Origin of the sequence: Rhodococcus sp. 05-2254-2 (genome assembly GCF_002259095.1) — a bacterium.
Classification (GTDB): domain Bacteria; phylum Actinomycetota; class Actinomycetes; order Mycobacteriales; family Mycobacteriaceae; genus Rhodococcoides.
The window spans coordinates 366,375-382,081 of record NZ_NOZJ01000021.1; the positions used below are offsets into that span (position 1 = coordinate 366,375).

General features: G+C 65.4%; 15 protein-coding genes. 7 read left to right on the forward strand and 8 right to left on the reverse strand.

Annotated features, from left to right (window positions below):
- Positions 1 to 8: 8 nt before the first annotated feature.
- Genes CH283_RS24550 through CH283_RS24560 form a run of 3 tightly spaced genes read left to right on the forward strand, consistent with a single transcriptional unit; the run spans position 9 to position 3,139 of the window.
- Positions 9 to 1,229 (forward strand): CaiB/BaiF CoA transferase family protein, encoded by a 1,221-nt coding sequence (locus CH283_RS24550; RefSeq protein WP_068050101.1) that lies wholly within the window; start codon positions 9 to 11, stop codon positions 1,227 to 1,229.
- Positions 1,230 to 2,153, forward strand: coding sequence for a hydroxymethylglutaryl-CoA lyase (locus CH283_RS24555; RefSeq protein ID WP_094639516.1), 924 nt, complete (start codon positions 1,230 to 1,232; stop codon positions 2,151 to 2,153). It begins immediately after the preceding gene.
- On the forward strand, positions 2,150 to 3,139 hold the full coding sequence (locus CH283_RS24560) for a 2-hydroxyacid dehydrogenase (protein WP_094639517.1): 990 nt from the start codon (positions 2,150 to 2,152) through the stop codon (positions 3,137 to 3,139). Before CH283_RS24555 ends, CH283_RS24560 begins: the two co-directional genes overlap by 4 nt.
- On the opposite strand, the gene CH283_RS24565 is transcribed toward CH283_RS24560, so the two are convergent.
- Together CH283_RS24565 and CH283_RS24570 are read right to left on the reverse strand one after the other, a co-directional pair.
- Positions 3,127 to 3,903 (reverse strand): IclR family transcriptional regulator, encoded by a 777-nt coding sequence (locus CH283_RS24565; RefSeq protein ID WP_094639518.1) that lies wholly within the window; start codon positions 3,901 to 3,903, stop codon positions 3,127 to 3,129. The two genes, CH283_RS24560 and CH283_RS24565, sit on opposite strands and share 13 nt — an antisense overlap.
- A gap of 55 nt (positions 3,904 to 3,958) precedes the next feature.
- A complete protein-coding gene (locus CH283_RS24570) occupies positions 3,959 to 5,389 on the reverse strand; it encodes a dihydrolipoyl dehydrogenase family protein (RefSeq protein ID WP_094639519.1) in 1,431 nt (476 codons plus the stop codon).
- Between the two features lie 29 nt (positions 5,390 to 5,418).
- Here CH283_RS24570 and CH283_RS24575 point away from each other — a divergent pair, with 29 nt between their 5' ends.
- On the forward strand, positions 5,419 to 6,177 hold the full coding sequence (locus CH283_RS24575; protein WP_094639520.1) for an SDR family oxidoreductase: 759 nt from the start codon (positions 5,419 to 5,421) through the stop codon (positions 6,175 to 6,177).
- 13 nt (positions 6,178 to 6,190) lie between these two features.
- Here the strand turns inward: CH283_RS24575 and CH283_RS24580 are convergent, their stop codons facing one another.
- From CH283_RS24580 to CH283_RS24590, 3 genes are read right to left on the reverse strand one after another with little or no spacing between them, the layout of a single operon-like run.
- A complete protein-coding gene (locus tag CH283_RS24580; RefSeq protein ID WP_068050123.1) occupies positions 6,191 to 6,436 on the reverse strand; it encodes a DUF2630 family protein in 246 nt (81 codons plus the stop codon).
- A gap of 16 nt (positions 6,437 to 6,452) precedes the next feature.
- Positions 6,453 to 7,700, reverse strand: a complete 1,248-nt coding sequence (locus CH283_RS24585) for a hypothetical protein (protein WP_094639521.1) — start codon at positions 7,698 to 7,700, stop codon at positions 6,453 to 6,455.
- Positions 7,697 to 8,461, reverse strand: a complete 765-nt coding sequence (locus tag CH283_RS24590) for a crotonase/enoyl-CoA hydratase family protein (RefSeq protein WP_068050127.1) — start codon at positions 8,459 to 8,461, stop codon at positions 7,697 to 7,699. The genes CH283_RS24585 and CH283_RS24590 overlap by 4 nt, the downstream gene beginning before the upstream one ends.
- A gap of 61 nt (positions 8,462 to 8,522) precedes the next feature.
- Between CH283_RS24590 and CH283_RS24595 the strand changes: the two genes are divergently transcribed.
- Positions 8,523 to 9,125: a TetR/AcrR family transcriptional regulator gene (locus CH283_RS24595; RefSeq protein ID WP_094639804.1), complete on the forward strand. Its 603-nt coding sequence runs from the start codon at positions 8,523 to 8,525 to the stop codon at positions 9,123 to 9,125.
- Positions 9,112 to 10,728 (forward strand): acyl-CoA dehydrogenase family protein, encoded by a 1,617-nt coding sequence (locus tag CH283_RS24600; protein WP_094639522.1) that lies wholly within the window; start codon positions 9,112 to 9,114, stop codon positions 10,726 to 10,728. The genes CH283_RS24595 and CH283_RS24600 overlap by 14 nt, the downstream gene beginning before the upstream one ends.
- Positions 10,729 to 10,795: 67 nt before the next feature.
- Here CH283_RS24600 and CH283_RS24605 read toward each other — a convergent pair whose 3' ends face one another.
- Entirely contained in the window at positions 10,796 to 11,764 is a 969-nt protein-coding gene (locus CH283_RS24605; RefSeq protein WP_094639523.1) for a type IV toxin-antitoxin system AbiEi family antitoxin domain-containing protein, read from the reverse strand.
- 125 nt (positions 11,765 to 11,889) lie between these two features.
- Positions 11,890 to 13,539: a glucose-6-phosphate isomerase gene (gene pgi / locus CH283_RS24610; RefSeq protein WP_094639524.1), complete on the reverse strand. Its 1,650-nt coding sequence runs from the start codon at positions 13,537 to 13,539 to the stop codon at positions 11,890 to 11,892.
- 83 nt (positions 13,540 to 13,622) lie between these two features.
- On the opposite strand from pgi, the gene CH283_RS24615 reads away from it, so the two are divergent.
- A complete protein-coding gene (locus tag CH283_RS24615) occupies positions 13,623 to 15,074 on the forward strand; it encodes an NAD-dependent succinate-semialdehyde dehydrogenase (protein ID WP_094639805.1) in 1,452 nt (483 codons plus the stop codon).
- A 47-nt stretch (positions 15,075 to 15,121) separates the two neighbouring features.
- Here CH283_RS24615 and CH283_RS24620 read toward each other — a convergent pair whose 3' ends face one another.
- Positions 15,122 to 15,412: a chorismate mutase gene (locus CH283_RS24620; protein WP_068050144.1), complete on the reverse strand. Its 291-nt coding sequence runs from the start codon at positions 15,410 to 15,412 to the stop codon at positions 15,122 to 15,124.
- Between the last annotated feature and the right edge of the window lie 295 nt (positions 15,413 to 15,707).

Here is a 15,707-nt window from a genome sequence, read left to right on the forward strand (position 1 = left end):
GGAACACGATGGCATTGCCGCTCAGCGGAGTTCGAGTTCTCGAGCTCGGCAACTACATCGCCGCCCCTACCGCGGCGCGCATGCTTGCCGATTTCGGTGCCGAGGTGATCAAGGTAGAACGGCCGGGAACCGGAGACGAACTGCGTAACTGGCGGCTGTACTCGGGCACCACATCGATGCTGTATCGCACGATCAATCGAAACAAGAAGTCGATCGTGCTGGACCTGCGTACCGAACAGGGACGCAAGGACGTCGTCGACCTCGCTGCCAAGTGCGACATCGTGCTCGAGAACTTCCGGCCCGGCACTCTGGAGAAATGGGGTATCTCGCCGGAGGTGCTCTCTGCCGCCAACCCTGAATTGATCATCACGCGCATCTCGGCTTTCGGTCAGACCGGCCCGATGTCGCAGCGACCCGGATTCGCCGCTGTCGCAGAGGCATACGGCGGTTTTCGCAATCTCGTGGGTGATCCGGACCGGCCACCGGTCCGAGTGGGAGTCTCGATCGGCGACTCGATCGCCGGACTGTACGCCGCGTTCGGTTGCGTCATGGCACTGTTCCAGCGGCAGACACAGCGCGCGGCGCAGGCACCCGACGAGCAGTCGCCGCTGACGTTGGCGCAGCGTTCCATCGATGTGGCGCTGAACGAATCGATCCTGTCGATGATGGAATCGCTGATTCCGGATTACCTCGCCTACGGTGTCGAACGTGAGCGCACGGGCGGCCGCATGGAGGGCATCGCCCCGTCGAACGCGTACCCGTGCAACGACGGTCACTCGATCATCATCGCCGGCAACGGTGACGCGATCTTCCAGCGCTACATGGAGACCATCGATCGCCCCGACCTCGGAGCCGATCCGGACCTGGCGTCCAACGCCGGTCGGTGGCGTCGACGCGACGAGCTGGATGCCGCCATCTCGGCCTGGACCGGATTGCATTCGCGCGAGCAGGCTTTGAAGATTCTCGACGACGCCGGAGTGCCGTCGGGCCCGATCTACACCGCCGCGGACATCGTCGCCGACGAGCAGTACGCCGCCCGCAACATGATTCAGCACTTCTCGGTCGACACCGGAGGCGACAAGCCCACCGACGTCGGATTCGTCGGCGTCGTCCCGGTGATCGGCGACGCGTCCCTGCCGATTCGTTCCGTCGGACCGGATCTGGGCGAACACACCAGGGAAGTACTCTCGACCCTGCTCGGCCGCACCGACGAAGAGATGGGCCTGTAAATGTACCGCTTCGCTCCCGCCGCAGAGCTGCGCGACGTCACGATGCGCGACGGTCTGCAGCTGACCGGCAAGATGCTCCCCACCGATCGCAAGCTCGAGATCATCAGGACCCTCATCGAACTCGGCGTACCGTCGCTCGAGATCGGGTCGATGGCGCGGGGCGACAAGGTGCCCCCGATGGCCAACACTCTCGAGGTCATCGGTGAGCTCACCGCCGAGGAACTCGCCCGATGCTGGGTGTGGGTTGCCACTCCGCGGCATGTCGAGAAGGCCGCGGCCGCTGGGGCTCGCAACTTTCAGTACTGCTTCTCCGCGTCGGACTCGCACAATCAGGCCAACATCGGTCGGACCACCGAGGTGTCCCTGGCCGCGATGCCAGATGCCGTGGACATCACTCGATCGGTGGACGGTGAGATCGAGCTGTGCATCGCGACCTCCTTCACCTGCCCGTTCGAGGGACAGGTGTCGCCGGATCGCGTCATCGAGATCGCCAACGACCAACGTGCCACCGGCGCAACCGATATCGTCATCTGCGACACCCTGGGGCAGGCGGTACCGGTGCAGGTGCAGTCGCTGATCGAGCGTGTGCGCGCCGAAACTCCCGATCGCAGAGTGGTCTTCCACGGACACGACACCTGGGGCCTGGGCGTCGCGAACACACTCGCCGCGATCTCGGCCGGAGCCACGATGGTCGACGGTTCCCTCGGCGGGCTCGGCGGGTGTCCCTTCGCCCCGGGCGCCAGCGGCAACACCTCCTCCGAGGACATCCTCTTCGCGACGCGTCCGGACTGGTTCGAGCCGAAAACCCTGGCCGCCATGGTGACTCTGTCCGAGGAGTTGCTCACCGAACTGGGCGAGCCCATGCGATCGAAAACCGTTCAGGGTGCCAGGTCCGAAGCGCGCGCCTTCGAGTGGGTCCTATGAGCCGCATCCTCGTCACTACCGAGATCCCGGCTCCGGGCATGGACATTCTGCGTGCCGCCGGGGACGTGGACCTGCGGGAGGTCGATCACGAGCAGTTGCTCGACGCCTGCGCCTCCGGGGACTACTCCGTGGTCGTCTCCCAGCTGCGAGATCGGTTCGACGCGGAGTTACTGGCCTCGGCGTCGATCACCGGGATCTCCAACTACGCCGTCGGATTCGACAACATCGACATCGCAGCCGCAACCGCCAACGGCATCACGGTTGCCAACACCCCTGGGGTGCTGACGGATTCGACCGCGGACATCGCGATGCTGCTCATCCTGTCCACGGCCCGCCGGGCCGTCGAGGCCGATGCATTCGTCCGTTCCGGCTCGTTCACCGGCTGGGAGCCGGAACTGCTTCTCGGCAGCGATGTCTCGGGCCGGGTGCTGGGGCTGGCCGGGTTCGGCCGCATTGCCCGCGCCACCGCGCGCCGAGCACTGGGCTTCGGCATGACGGTCAAGTTCTGCCCCCGTCCGCCCGGCGACCGAGAGGTCTCCGAGAACGAGCTCGGTGAGTTCACGGGTCGCGTCGAGCATGCGTCGTGGGACGAGATCGTCACGACCAGCGACTTTCTGTCCCTGCATGTTCCGTTGTCGGATTCCACTCACCATCTGGTGGACGCAGCCGTACTCGGAGCAATGAAGCCGTCGGCGATCGTGATCAACACCGCGCGCGGACGGGTGATCGACGAGGCCGCTCTGGTGACCGCGCTGCGCGAGGGCACCGTTGCTGCAGCAGGTTTGGACGTCTACGAACGCGAGCCGGCCCTCGAACCCGGTCTCGCGGATCTGCCCAACACGGTGTTGCTCCCGCACGTGGGGAGTGCGACGGTATCGGTGCGGTCGGAGATGGCGCGGCTGTGTGCAACCAATGCTGCCGCGATGTTCGGTGGTTCGATGCCACCGCATCCGGTCAATCCCGACGCCTGGTCTCACGCGGGGTAGCGGCCGCCGAGGGTCCTCGTGATCCGCTCGGCATGGGAGATCAACAGATCCACCCAGTCCTCGCACTGCGACTGCGGCATCCTCAGCGTCGGTCCGCTGATGGTGACGGCACCGACGATGTCCGCGGCCGAGTCGAACACCGGCGCTGACAGTCCCGACGCGCCGGTCTCGCGCTCGCCGGTGGTGATCGCGTAGCCGTCGGACCTGGTCTGCGCCAACAGGGTCCGCATCGTCTCGGCTTCGGTCACCGTCTGCTCGGTCATCGATTCGAGTTCGCGAGACAGGACGCGCTCGGCGAGCTCGTCGTCCCAGGCCAACAGGACGCGGCTGGCCGATCCCGCGCTGAGCGGGATGACCTTGCCGACGTACATGTCTCGGCGCAGGGCATGCCGCGTCTCGGCGATTGCGACGCACACGCGGTAGTTCTGTTCGGGCCGAAAGAAGCATGCGGTCTCGGTCGTCAGGTCTCGCATGTCCTTGAGCACGGGGTTGACGATCGACAGCACGTCGAGGTCCTTGGTGGCCGTCGCGGCCCAGTAGGCCATGCGCACCCCGATGCGAATGCGGTCGCCGCTCCGATCCAGAAATCCCTGCTGCACAAGATTGGTCACGAGGCGCTGCACCGTCGAGGTCGGCAGGCCGGTGGTCTGTTGGATCTCACCGAGGGTCATGGACGGACGGTCGAACGAGAAGGCGTCGAGAATCTCGGTGATCTTGCCCAGCACCAGAAGCGGTTGCTGCTTCGACGCGCTCTCGGTGGTCACCCGTCCAATCTACTCGGCCACGCGATCCGTGAGGCAAGTGTGGCCGAGCGCGTACTCAGCGACGAGATTCGAGCAGCCGCAGCCAGATCTCGCTGACCGTCGGGTACGACGGCACCGCATGCCACAGGTCGTCGAGCGACACCTTGCCGACCACAGCCACAGTGGCGGCATGCACCAGCTCCGCCACACCCGGTCCGACGAAGGTCGCGCCCACGATCGTGTCGGTGGCGCGGTCGATCACCAGCTGCGCTCGCCCCGAGTAATCGTCTTGCTGCAGAGACGAACCCGCGACGGCGATGTCCTGGGCCACGATCTCGACGTCGATGCCTTCCTCTCGGGCCTTGGCCTCTGTCAGTCCGACGGATGCCACCTCGACCGGCGTGAACACCACCTGGGGGATCTGGCCGTGATCCGCTGATGCGCGGAATCGCTTGCTGTTCAGCGGCTTGCCGTCGGCCTTGGCGGCAATGACGTCCCCGGCCACCCGGCCCTGATACTTGCCCATGTGCGTCAACGGAGCTCGGCCGTTGACATCACCCACCGCGTAGAGCCAGTCGTGGCCGGGAACGGTCAGATGGTCGTCCACGTCGATGTAGCGCCCGTCCTCGAGTCCGAGGCTCGACAATCCGAGGTCGGAACTCGCCGGAGTACGTCCCGCAGCAACGAGCACTTCATCGGCGACGATCTCGCTGCCGTCGACGACGAGACGGATAGTGCCCCCGTGGATTCGGCCGATTCCGGTGTCGACCGGGTTCTCTCGTGACACCGACTCGAGGGAGGCGTCGAGCATGATCTTCGCGCCTCGCCCCTTCAGAGCCTCGGCGACGAGTTCGCCTGCGAACGGTTCGGAACCGGCCAGCAGCGACGATCCGCGCACGATCATCGTCACTTTCGCGCCGAGCGAGAGCAACCAGGTTGCCGCCTCCGTCGCGACGACGCCACCGCCGATGACCGCGATGTGACCGGGGGTCTCGTGAATGTTGGTGGCATCGCGGGAGATCCACGGCAGGGCATCGCGCAGGCCGGGTGTGTTCGGTACGGATGCGGTGGTTCCGGTGGCGAGGACGACTGCGTGACGGGCTGTGAGCGTGCGGCCGTCGACCTCGACGGTTCTCTCCCCGGTGAGGCGACCGTGGCCACGGATCACCGAGATGCCGGCCGACTCGGCCCACGCCACCTGCGAGGAGTCGTCGAGACCGTGGGTGAAGGATTCGCGTCGGGCCAGGACGGCGTCGGCGTCGAGGGGTTGATCGCCCACCAGTTCCTTGACGCCCGGCATATTTCGCGCGGTGTCGAGAACCTCGCTGGGGCGCAGCAGTGCCTTGCTCGGCATGCATGCCCAATAGGAGCACTCACCACCGAGAAGTTCGTGCTCGACGATCACTGCGGTGCGGTCGCTGCCTGCGATGGCGTACTGGGCGGCATTCTCGCCGACCGGTCCACCGCCGATGACGATGACATCGAATTCCGAGCTTTCTGAGGCCATTGCTCCACAGTGACATAGGCTCGCCGCTTATGGCGACCACTCGGAACAAGATTCTGATCACCGGAGCGAGCTCGGGGCTGGGTGAGGAAATGGCGCGACGGTTCGCAGGCATGGGCCGGGATCTGGCGCTCTGTGCGCGTCGGGTCGAGCGGTTGGACGACCTTCGCGCCGAGTTGATGCACCACAACCCGAACATCACCGTGGCGGTCCGGGCGCTCGACGTCACCGATCACGATGCGGTCGGTGAGGTGTTCGGAAAATTGCGAGACGAATTGGGTGGACTCGATCGAGTGATCGTCAATGCCGGGCTCGGCAAGGGTGCGAAGATCGGGACCGGGCGAGCCGAGGCCAACCTGCAGACCGCCCACACGAACTTCATCGGGGCGCTGTCGCAGGCCGAGGCGGCCCTGTCGATCTTCCGAGCACAGAAACACGGGCACCTGGTGTTCGTCTCGTCCGTCAGCGCCGATCGGGGACTGCCGGGGGCCAAGGCGACCTACTCGGCGAGCAAAGCCGCAGTGGCCTCGCTGGGTGAATCGTTGGCGACGGAACTGTCGCGAACCGCCATCGCCGTCACCACACTGCTGCCCGGCTTCATCGCCACCGACATGTCGGCCAACGCGGGTGACAGTGCCGCTCTCACAGCCACTCTGGACGAGGGAGTATCGGCGATGGTCGACGCGATCGAGAGCGAAACCCGCCGCGCCGCGCTACCGGGACTCAAGTGGCGGGGCATCGACGCGGCGCTGCGGTTCCTGCCGAATGTGCTGACGGATCGAATGGTCTAGGTTCCGGGCCGGGCTACTGCAGGTATCCCTCGACCCGGTCGACGCTGTTGGCGGTTGCCGCGTCTGGGTTCTTGCCTGCATCGATACGCGCCCTACGCTGACGGAGCAGGTCCCAGCACTGGTCCAGGGCGTGCTCGAGGGAGGCCAGTTGTGCCTTCTCGGTGTCCGGGTCGACGTCCCCGGATTGGGCTTCGGTGCGGAGCTTGTGCTCGGTGGCGATGAGCTGCTGGATCTTGGTGTGGATATCGTGCTCGTTCATGGCGACAACGCTAGACCTACCAGGGTTTGGCGGCCAGGTTCCGCGTCGCCAGGGCTCGGTGCACGGCCGCGGTGAGCTCGGCCGGCGATCCAGCGAGGGCGTCGTCGGTGCACACCAGCGAGAGCGTGTAGTTGCCGTTCAGTCGGGAGAGATAGGTGGACATTCGGATCGTCGACAGTGCGCCCGACGGGTTCGGATGGATCGCCCGGGTCGCGAGTCCGCACGATCGATGGGAGCCGAGCGCGGCGATGCCGTCGGGAATGTCGCCGATGTTGGAGCACAACACTCCTCCGCGCCCCGGGGTCGACGTCAGCTTCGCGGCGACACGGTGGGGGAGCAGCTGGACGATCTCGGGTGGATAGCCTGCCGGAGCTCCGACGGGCTTGCCGAACGCTGCCTTGCACGCTGCCCGGATGGCCGCGGGTGAGTCGTCTCCGCGCACGGCGACGGTGGCCATGCCGATCGCATTGGCATCACCGGACCCGGTGCGGAAAGGAATGTCGACGGTCACTGCGGGAGAACCGAGTTCGTTCATCGTGGCGGCGACGACGGAGACGAACAGCGAATTGGCCGATCCGCCGACGCGTCGGGCAGCCGAATCCCACTCCGCAGCATCGACATCCACGATCACCGACGTCATTCTGTTCGCGTGGTGCGGTGCGATACCGCCGCTGTCGGCGGTGGTGAACGCTCGCAATTCGGCTCTGGCTTTCTTGCTGACCCACAATCTTGCCGTCGCCGCGATGGAGCGTAGGAGAACGGTGACGATCATCGCGAGCGCATCCTTCACGTCCGAGCCCGGGTGCAGCACATGCACCGGTGTCGATCCTGAGAATCCCTGTGCCGCAGCGTCGATGAGCTCACGGGCATCGGCCAGCGCGTGCGAACACACCAGGGACAGCACGGTTCCGCCGTGTGCAACGGGCGCGGCCGTCAACCGCCAGCCGGGCCCGTACTGCGGATCGAGTCGAACGTCTGCCTGCGCGTCGGCCCAGCCGATGATGTCGTCGACCGCGTCGGTGCCGTACTCGAGGGGAAGCGATTCGGATGAGATGTCCCATCGAAGTCGCGCCCCGGGGATGCGGGGCTTGCCGACTCGACGACCGAGCTGCCCGACGGCCAGTTCGTCGTGGATCCTGTCGAGTTCTTCCCTGCTCACCGTCTCGGTCGTGCGCCAGATACCCTGCAGTGCAATGGGAATTCCGTAGCCGCGGTGGGTCCGGAGAAATATCTCGTCGATCACCGACAGACGCGTGGACTTCACGGACTCGGGGTGCCGTGGCGTCCCGCGCCCGAGACGAACTTGCTCGCGCCGGTGAGTGCGTCGGCGGTGATCGAGATGGCTCCGTGCCGAAACTCGTTCTTGAGCGCTGACTCCTCGTCGAGGCCGTCCTGTTCGAGGACGGACAGGCGATCCTCGCGCATGCAGGTCTGGGGTAGCAGGGCGAGTTCGGCAGCCAAGGCCTCCGCCTCCGAACGAGCTCGCCCCACCGGAACGACTCGGGTGATCAGTCCGATGTTCAGAGCTTCCTGCGCATCGACTGCACGACCGGTGAGGACCATGTCCATCGCCCGGCCGGTTCCGACGATGCGCGGCAAACGCACTGTGCCGCCATCGATCAAGGGAACACCCCAGCGTCGGCAGAACACGCCGAACGTCGCGTCGTCCTCGGCGATGCGAAGGTCGCACCACAGTGCGAGTTCGAGTCCGCCCGCGACGGCGTACCCGGAGACAGCCGCGATGACGGGCTTGGACAACCGCATTCGCGTCGGACCCATCGGGCCGTCGCCGTGTTCGGTGGCGTGGTTGGAGCGTGATGTCCCGAGTGCCTCGAGATCGGCTCCCGAGCAGAACGTGCCGCCTTCGCCCCACAGCACGGCCACCGAGGCGGACTCGTCGGCGTCGAACTCCTCGAACGCCTGGATCAGCTCCTGGGCGGTCGGGCCGTCGACAGCGTTCCGCACCTCAGGGCGCGACAGGACGATTGTGGTGACGGGGCCTGATCGTTCGATCCGTACCGACATGTCTGTGAACCCTACTCGAGTTCTCTTGCGTGAAGCAGTGAATCAGTGCTTCAATCCTTGCATGCCCTATCGACGGACGCCCGCGGTGCAGGCCAGACTCGACGCCGGTCGTGAAAAGCTGTTCGACGCTGCCATCGAGGTGCTCTCCACACAGGGCTACGCAGGTCTGTCGATCGCGTCGGTCGCCGCGGCAGCAGGGGTGTCCGCAGGCAGCGTCTACACGCACTTCGAGGGCAAGTCGGATCTGGTCGTCGCTATCTTTCGCGAGGTCTGCAGCCGCGAGGTCGCTGCAGTGGTGGCCGTTTCCGGGCACGGCAGCACCGCCGAGCGGGTCACGGCAGTGGTGCAGACCTTCGCCGGGCGGGCCTTGAAGAACCGAACGATGGCGTACGCGTTGTTGGCCGAACCGGTGGACCCGGCCGTCGACGCCGAGCGGTTGGTGTTCCGGCAGAAATTCACCGATGCCTTCGCCGACGCCATCGTGGCCGGCATAGCAGCGGGAGAGATCCCCGAGCAGGACGTCCGCATCTCGGCAGCAGGGCTGGTCGGTGCCGTCGGCGAAGTGCTGGTAGGTCCGTTGTCATCGCAGAACTCGGTGGACGTGATACCGGGTCTGGTCGCATTGTCGTTGCGCACGTTAGGAGTTCGAGATGGACACGCATGAGGTATTCAACCAGGCAGTCGACCTGAGTCCGTTCGACACGTCCGCGGACCCGTCGTTGCTCGACGGCGTCGCGCGTACCGGTGGCGGCTGGGCGCTCGACGAGATTCGGCAACTGGGAGTCCTCGCCGGTGGAGTGGCGGCACAGGACTGGGGCCGGATCGCCAACGAGAACCCGCCGGTGCTGAAGACTCACGATCGATACGGCAATCGGATCGACGAAGTCGAATTCCACCCGCACTGGCACGATCTGATGACCGTTGCCGTCGAGCACGGGCTGCACGCCAGTCCGTGGGCCGACGATCGCGTCGGTGCTCACGTTGCCCGCGCCGCGAAGTTCTACGTCTGGGGGCAGGCGGAGGCCGGGCACATGTGCCCCATCTCGATGACCTATGCCGCCGTTCCGGCGTTGCGGCACAATCCTTCTCTGGCCGCGCAGTACGAGCCGCTGCTGGCCTCGCGAGAATACGACTTCGGGCTGCGTGTTCCGTCCGAGAAGCGCGGACTGATCGCCGGAATGTCGATGACCGAGAAGCAGGGCGGATCCGATGTCCGCGCCAACACCACCACGGCCACTCCGTCGTCGGACGGAACGTACTCGATCACCGGCCACAAGTGGTTCACGTCCGCGCCGATGTCGGACATATTTCTCACCCTGGCGCAAGCACCCGGCGGGCTGTCGTGTTTCATGCTGCCGCGCGTGCTGCCCGACGGTACCCGCAACCGAATGATGCTGCAGCGCTTGAAGGACAAGCTCGGTAACAAGTCGAACGCATCCGGTGAGCTCGAATACCACGGGGCGACCGGCTGGCTCGTCGGCGAAGAGGGGCGCGGCGTGCGCACCATCATCGAAATGGTCAACATGACCCGGTTGGACTGCGTCATCGGGTCGGCTGCCGGAATCCGCAACGCCACAGTGCGCGCAGTCCATCACGCGCGTCATCGAGCTGCGTTCGGGGCTGCCCTTGTGGACCAGCCCCTGATGCGAAACGTGCTGGCAGACTTGACCATCGAATCCGAGGCCGCCACCGCTGCCATGATCCGCCTGGCGCAGGCCACCGACGGCTCGGCCCGCGGCGACGAGCAGGAAAGTGCACTGCGCCGAATCGCGTTGGCCGTCACCAAGTACTGGGTATGCAAGCGGGCACCGGCACATGCAGCCGAGGCCCTCGAATGCCTGGGCGGTAACGGCTATGTCGAGGAATCCGGGATGCCTCGGTTATTCCGTGAATCGCCGCTGATGTCGATCTGGGAAGGCTCCGGCAACGTCGCCGCACTCGATTCCCTACGCGCACTGGCGCGTCAGCCCGACAGTGTCGAGGCCTTCTTCGGTGAGATCGGCCAGGCGTCGGGCGTGGATTCTCGCCTGGACGACGCCATCGCCCGCGTCGGCAAGGAACTCTCCGACACCTCCGACATGGAATACCGGGCCAGGCGAGTCGTCGAACTGATGGCTCTGACCTTCCAAGGCGCGCAGCTGGTGATGCACGGCGATTCCGCTGTGGCCGATGCCTTCTGCGCCACTCGACTCGACCGTGACTGGGGCATTGCTTTCGGCACCCTGCCCGTCGGCGTCGATACGGAGGCGGTGTTGGCGCGGGTGTGACTTCTCGGCTCGAGTCTGAGGGGGATCGGCTCCCCACATTTGGATTTGTGACGCCGATCGGAGTCGGTTATCCGAAACTGGGGAGCTGATCCGTTGAAAGGCGCTGGTCTCCGAACCACCCGGCCGGTGTGGGAAGGCCTGCTGCGCGGGCGAAGGCTTGCTCGAAGCGGCGAAGTAGCGCTTGCGGATCGTCGAGGTCCCGCCAATTCCACCGGACGATCACCCAGCCCAACTGGCGTAGTCGGTCCTCGCGATACTTTTCGTCGAGCAGTACCCGCTTGGAGTCGTACTTCGACTCGCCGTCGAACTCTCCGATCACTTCGAACTCCCAGAACAGAAAGTCGACACGTCCGACGAAGCGGCCCGCACCGTCGTACACCCATTGATTGAGCAACGGAGTCGGCAGGGGGAGCGTCTCGAACAGCACCCGACTTCGAGATTCGCCGACACTCTCACTGCGCCCGGTCATCAGCGACACCGCTCGCCGGGCGGCGGAGATAACCGTGCGGAACCGCGCCGTCTCCACTGCAGCAGACAGAGCGTCGGTGTCGGTGTGACCCGACCTGAGTGCGCTGTCGCCGACACACACCGACCGCTCGACGGTCGTGGTGCGTGCGATGTCGACGACGGTGCGGGCTGCCGAGGTGACCGGATAGCCGTTGATCGTCGCCCGCTCGGAGGGCTCGAGTGCGGTGCCGTGAAGGATTCGTAGCGGCCGACGCTTGCTGGCGTAGTCGAGACCGTGTGTCATGTGCACCTTGTCCAGCGGTAGCTGCCAGATGTCGAAGTCCCAGGCGATCGCGGCCGAGACATGGCTGAGCACGTGGTCCGGGGGAGCCGACATCAGATAGGACCGCGCGAGTAAGGAATGTCGTTGGGTAGGACTCGCCGACTCGATCGATGCTGTCGACACGTAGAACCCCGGCCGCAGGACCGACAGTTCCCCGGTGCGGCGGTGTCGTCGCAGGTCGTCGTCGGTCAATCCGAATGCGAGCGCATCGGCTCGGGTGAACAGATCCGTCTGGGGTAAGTCCATGACTGCTTGGACGCGCCGGGTACCGAAACGGATCCATCAGCAACGGAAAAGCTCCCCAGTTTTGGATATCCGACGCCGATCGGAGTCTGAAATCCGAAACTGGGGAGCTGATCCGCCGCCGCAACTCAGGCCGAACGACCCCGCTGCGCCCGGTACCAGCGCACCAGGGCATCGGTGGATGAATCCGATTGTGCAGCAGGCGCTTCGGCGTCGGTGAGAACCGGCGTCAGTTCGAGGGCTTGGGTCTTGCCGAGTTCGACGCCCCACTGATCGTAGGAGTCCACGCCCCAGATGACGCCTTCGACGAAGACCTGGTGCTCGTACAGGGCGATCAACTGACCGACGACCGACGGCGTGAGTTTGGGGGCGAGGATGGAGGTGGTGGGCCGATTGCCGGGCATCACCTTGTGCGGCACAACATCTGCGGGAGTGTCCTCCGCGGCGATCTCCTCGGCGGTCTTGCCGAAGGCGAGCACCTTGGTCTGGGCGAAGAAGTTGCTCATCAGCAGATCGTGCATCGATCCGCTGCCGTCGCGGGTCGGCAGATCGTCGGTGGGCTCGGCGAATCCGATGAAGTCCGCAGGCACCAAACGTGTTCCCTGATGCAGCAATTGGTAGAAAGCGTGCTGGCCGTTGGTGCCCGGTTCGCCCCAGAAGATCTCGCCGGTCGGCGTCGTGACGGGGGAGCCGTCGGCCGTGACGGACTTGCCGTTGGACTCCATCGTCAGCTGCTGCAGGTACGCCGCGAAACGGGAGAGGTCATCCGAATACGGAAGCACCGCACGGGTTTCCGCGCCGAAGAAGGAGCTGTACCACAGGCCGACGAGGCCGAGCAGTACCGGCGCGTTCTCGGCGAGCGGCGTCAACCGGAAATGCTCGTCGATGCGATGAAAGCCGTCGAGGAACTCGCCGAACGCTTCCTTGCCCACAACGGCCATGACCGACAACCCGATTGCCGAATCGACGGAGTAGCGTCCGCCCACCCAGTCCCAGAAGCCGAACATGTTGGCGGTGTCGATCCCGAAGTCCGCGACCCGTTCGGCGTTGGTGGAGACGGCGACGAAGTGCTTGGCGACGGCGTCTTCACCGAGCGCGTCGACGAGCCAGCGCCTGGCCGCGGTGGCGTTCGTCAGTGTCTCCAGGGTGGAGAACGTCTTGGACGCGATGATGAACAGCGTCGACGCTGGGTCGAGCCCGTCGAGCGCACCGACGAGATCGGCGGGGTCGACGTTGGAAACGAACTTCGCGGAAATCCCCGCGTCGGCGTAATGACGGAGCGCGTTGTAGACCATGACCGGTCCGAGGTCGCTACCGCCGATGCCGATGTTGACGACGGTGGCGATCTTCTCGCCGGTGGCACCGACCCATTCGCCCGAACGCACTCGGTCGGTGAATTCGCCCATCGCAGTGAGGACTTCGTGCACATCGGCGACGACGTCCTGGCCGTCGACCGTCAGCGACGCGTCGGCCGGTAGGCGCAGCGCGGTGTGCAGTACGGCGCGGTCTTCGGAGGTGTTGATGTGCTCACCGGCGAACATGGCGTCGCGCTTGCCCTCGACGTCGGCGGTGCGCGCGAGTTCGACGAGCAGTTCGATGGTCTCGCGGGTGATCCGGTGCTTGCTGTAGTCGATATGCAGATCGGCGGCGTCGAGCGTGAACGTGTGCGCTCGGTCGGCGTCCTCGGCGAACAGGTTCCGAAGATGAGTATCGGCGATCGTGGAGTAGTGATCGGTCAGCTTCTGCCAGGCATCCGTGCCGGTGATATCGACGCTCATACGAACCAACAGTAATCCGGTGCCGAGTCATGCGCGCGTCGTTTGTCGTTTGCATCGGGCGCTGCGGAGGCATCATGGACGGTATGGACCAACGTGCATTGATCGATTCGATTCCGGCAAAACTGTGGATCGGCGGCAAGGCCGTCGACGCCGAGGGAGGTAAGACGTTCCCGGTGAACGATCCGGCGACCGGCAAGCCCCTGACCGAGGTGGCCGACGCATCGCCCGCCGATGCGATGAAGGCGCTCGACGCCGCCGCGGCGGCGCAGAAGGGTTGGGCGGCAACACCCGCCCGCGAGCGCAGTGAGATTCTCCGAGCGGCGTTCGAGAAGGTCACCGAACGCGCCGACGACATCGCGCTGCTGATGACCCTGGAGATGGGTAAGGCCCTCGCGGAGTCCAAGGCCGAGGTGAAATACGGTGCCGAGTTCTTCCGCTGGTTCGCCGAGGAAGCGGTACGCATCGGCGGTCGCTACACCCCGGCCCCGGCGGGCAACGGTCGAATCCTCGTCACCAAGGCCCCGGTGGGGCCCGTCCTGGCGATCACGCCGTGGAACTTCCCGTTGGCGATGGGTACCAGAAAGATCGGGCCCGCTCTGGCCGCCGGCTGCACCATTGTCGTCAAGCCAGCTCGTGAGACCCCGCTGACGATGCTGCTGCTCGCGCAGATCTTCGACGAGGTCGGCTTGCCCGAAGGCGTGCTGTCGGTGCTGACGACATCCAAGTCCGGTGACGTCACCGGCCCCCTCATCGAGGATCCGCGGATGCGCAAGCTCACCTTCACCGGCTCGACGGGCGTCGGCAAGTCTCTCGTCCAGAAGTCCGCGACTCGGTTGCTGCGCACGTCGATGGAATTGGGCGGCAACGCCCCGTTCGTGGTGTTCGACGACGCGAACATCGACGACGCGGTGGACGGAGCGATGCTCGCCAAGATGCGCAACGGCGGCGAGGCCTGCACCGCCGCGAACCGGTTGCACGTGCACAACAGCGTGCGCGAGGAGTTCACCACCAAACTCGTGGAAAAGATGGCCGAGATGAAGCTCGGACCCGGCGTCGACCCCGATACCAAGCTCGGACCGCTGATCAATGTCGATCAGCTCGAGACCGTGCAGGAACTCGTCGACGACGCGGTGGCCAAGGGCGCGACGGTGGCTCTCGGGGGCACCGCGCCGGGCGGGGACGGCTACTTCTACCCGGCGACCGTGCTCACCGAAGTGCCTGCCGATGCACGGATTCTGAAGGAAGAGGTGTTCGGGCCGGTGGCTCCGATCGTGGGCTTCGACACCGAGCAGGAAGGTATCGACGCCGCCAACGCCACCGAGTACGGCCTGGCGTCGTACATCTACACCGAGAGTCTCGATCGGGCGCTACGGGTGGCCGACGCTATCGACAGTGGCATGGTGGGCGTCAACCGCGGAGTGATCTCGGACGCGGCAGCGCCGTTCGGTGGAGTCAAAGAATCCGGATTCGGCCGCGAGGGCGGATCCGAGGGAATCGAGGAGTATCTCGAGACCAAGTACATCGCTCTGAAGTGAGCTACTGACGGTTGGGCGTGCGCACCGCGCGCCCAACCGAGGGCGGATCAGTGGCCGAGGCGACCGCGACCGAGGCGGAGCAGGAGCATGGCCAGCGTGTGGCCTTCCTGGCCCAGGCTGCTGAAACGCTCGAGAACCTTCATCTCACGGCTGTGCACCAGGCGCGGTCCGCCGGAGGCCATGCGGGTGCGTCCGATGATCTGCGATACCTCGGAGCGACGCTTGATGGCCGTCAGGATCTCGGCATCGAGGCGATCGATTTCCTGGCGCAGGTCGTTGATCTCGGCTTCGCTCGTGGGCACTGCGGTCTCTGAGTCGATCTTCGTCGTCATGGCCATCGTCTCTCCTCGGGTCACATCTTGGATCGTTGCGTCGTCCGTCACCGTTACGCCTTTCGTATTCGGAACTGCATCGCCGGTCGGTTCGGTCCCGTCCGGAACCTGGGCGTTGCGTCTATCGACAGGCTCCTGCACGCGTGGCCGAACAGTGGCCGACCCGATGCAGGCGATGACGTACGGTTTTTTCGATCACCGATCCAGTGTGCCACGGGTCAACCCTCCTGAAAAGTCGTCGGTTCGGCCGACGACCACGCGATGTGGGTTTGTCGGTACGCGCCGGTAACCTGACCACACG

Coding starts and splice junctions, on each gene's coding strand:
- CH283_RS24595 (WP_094639804.1), top strand. CDS start 8,523: ATGCCCTATCGACGGACGCCCGCGGTGCAGGCCAGACTCGACGCCGGT.
- CH283_RS24550 (WP_068050101.1), top strand. CDS start 9: ATGGCATTGCCGCTCAGCGGAGTTCGAGTTCTCGAGCTCGGCAACTAC.
- CH283_RS24575 (WP_094639520.1), top strand. CDS start 5,419: ATGGCGACCACTCGGAACAAGATTCTGATCACCGGAGCGAGCTCGGGG.
- CH283_RS24560 (WP_094639517.1), top strand. CDS start 2,150: ATGAGCCGCATCCTCGTCACTACCGAGATCCCGGCTCCGGGCATGGAC.
- CH283_RS24590 (WP_068050127.1), bottom strand. CDS start 8,461: ATGTCGGTACGGATCGAACGATCAGGCCCCGTCACCACAATCGTCCTG.
- CH283_RS24600 (WP_094639522.1), top strand. CDS start 9,112: ATGGACACGCATGAGGTATTCAACCAGGCAGTCGACCTGAGTCCGTTC.
- CH283_RS24615 (WP_094639805.1), top strand. CDS start 13,623: ATGGACCAACGTGCATTGATCGATTCGATTCCGGCAAAACTGTGGATC.
- CH283_RS24605 (WP_094639523.1), bottom strand. CDS start 11,764: ATGGACTTACCCCAGACGGATCTGTTCACCCGAGCCGATGCGCTCGCA.
- CH283_RS24580 (WP_068050123.1), bottom strand. CDS start 6,436: ATGAACGAGCACGATATCCACACCAAGATCCAGCAGCTCATCGCCACC.
- CH283_RS24555 (WP_094639516.1), top strand. CDS start 1,230: ATGTACCGCTTCGCTCCCGCCGCAGAGCTGCGCGACGTCACGATGCGC.
- CH283_RS24620 (WP_068050144.1), bottom strand. CDS start 15,412: ATGGCCATGACGACGAAGATCGACTCAGAGACCGCAGTGCCCACGAGC.
- CH283_RS24570 (WP_094639519.1), bottom strand. CDS start 5,389: ATGGCCTCAGAAAGCTCGGAATTCGATGTCATCGTCATCGGCGGTGGA.
- pgi (WP_094639524.1), bottom strand. CDS start 13,539: ATGAGCGTCGATATCACCGGCACGGATGCCTGGCAGAAGCTGACCGAT.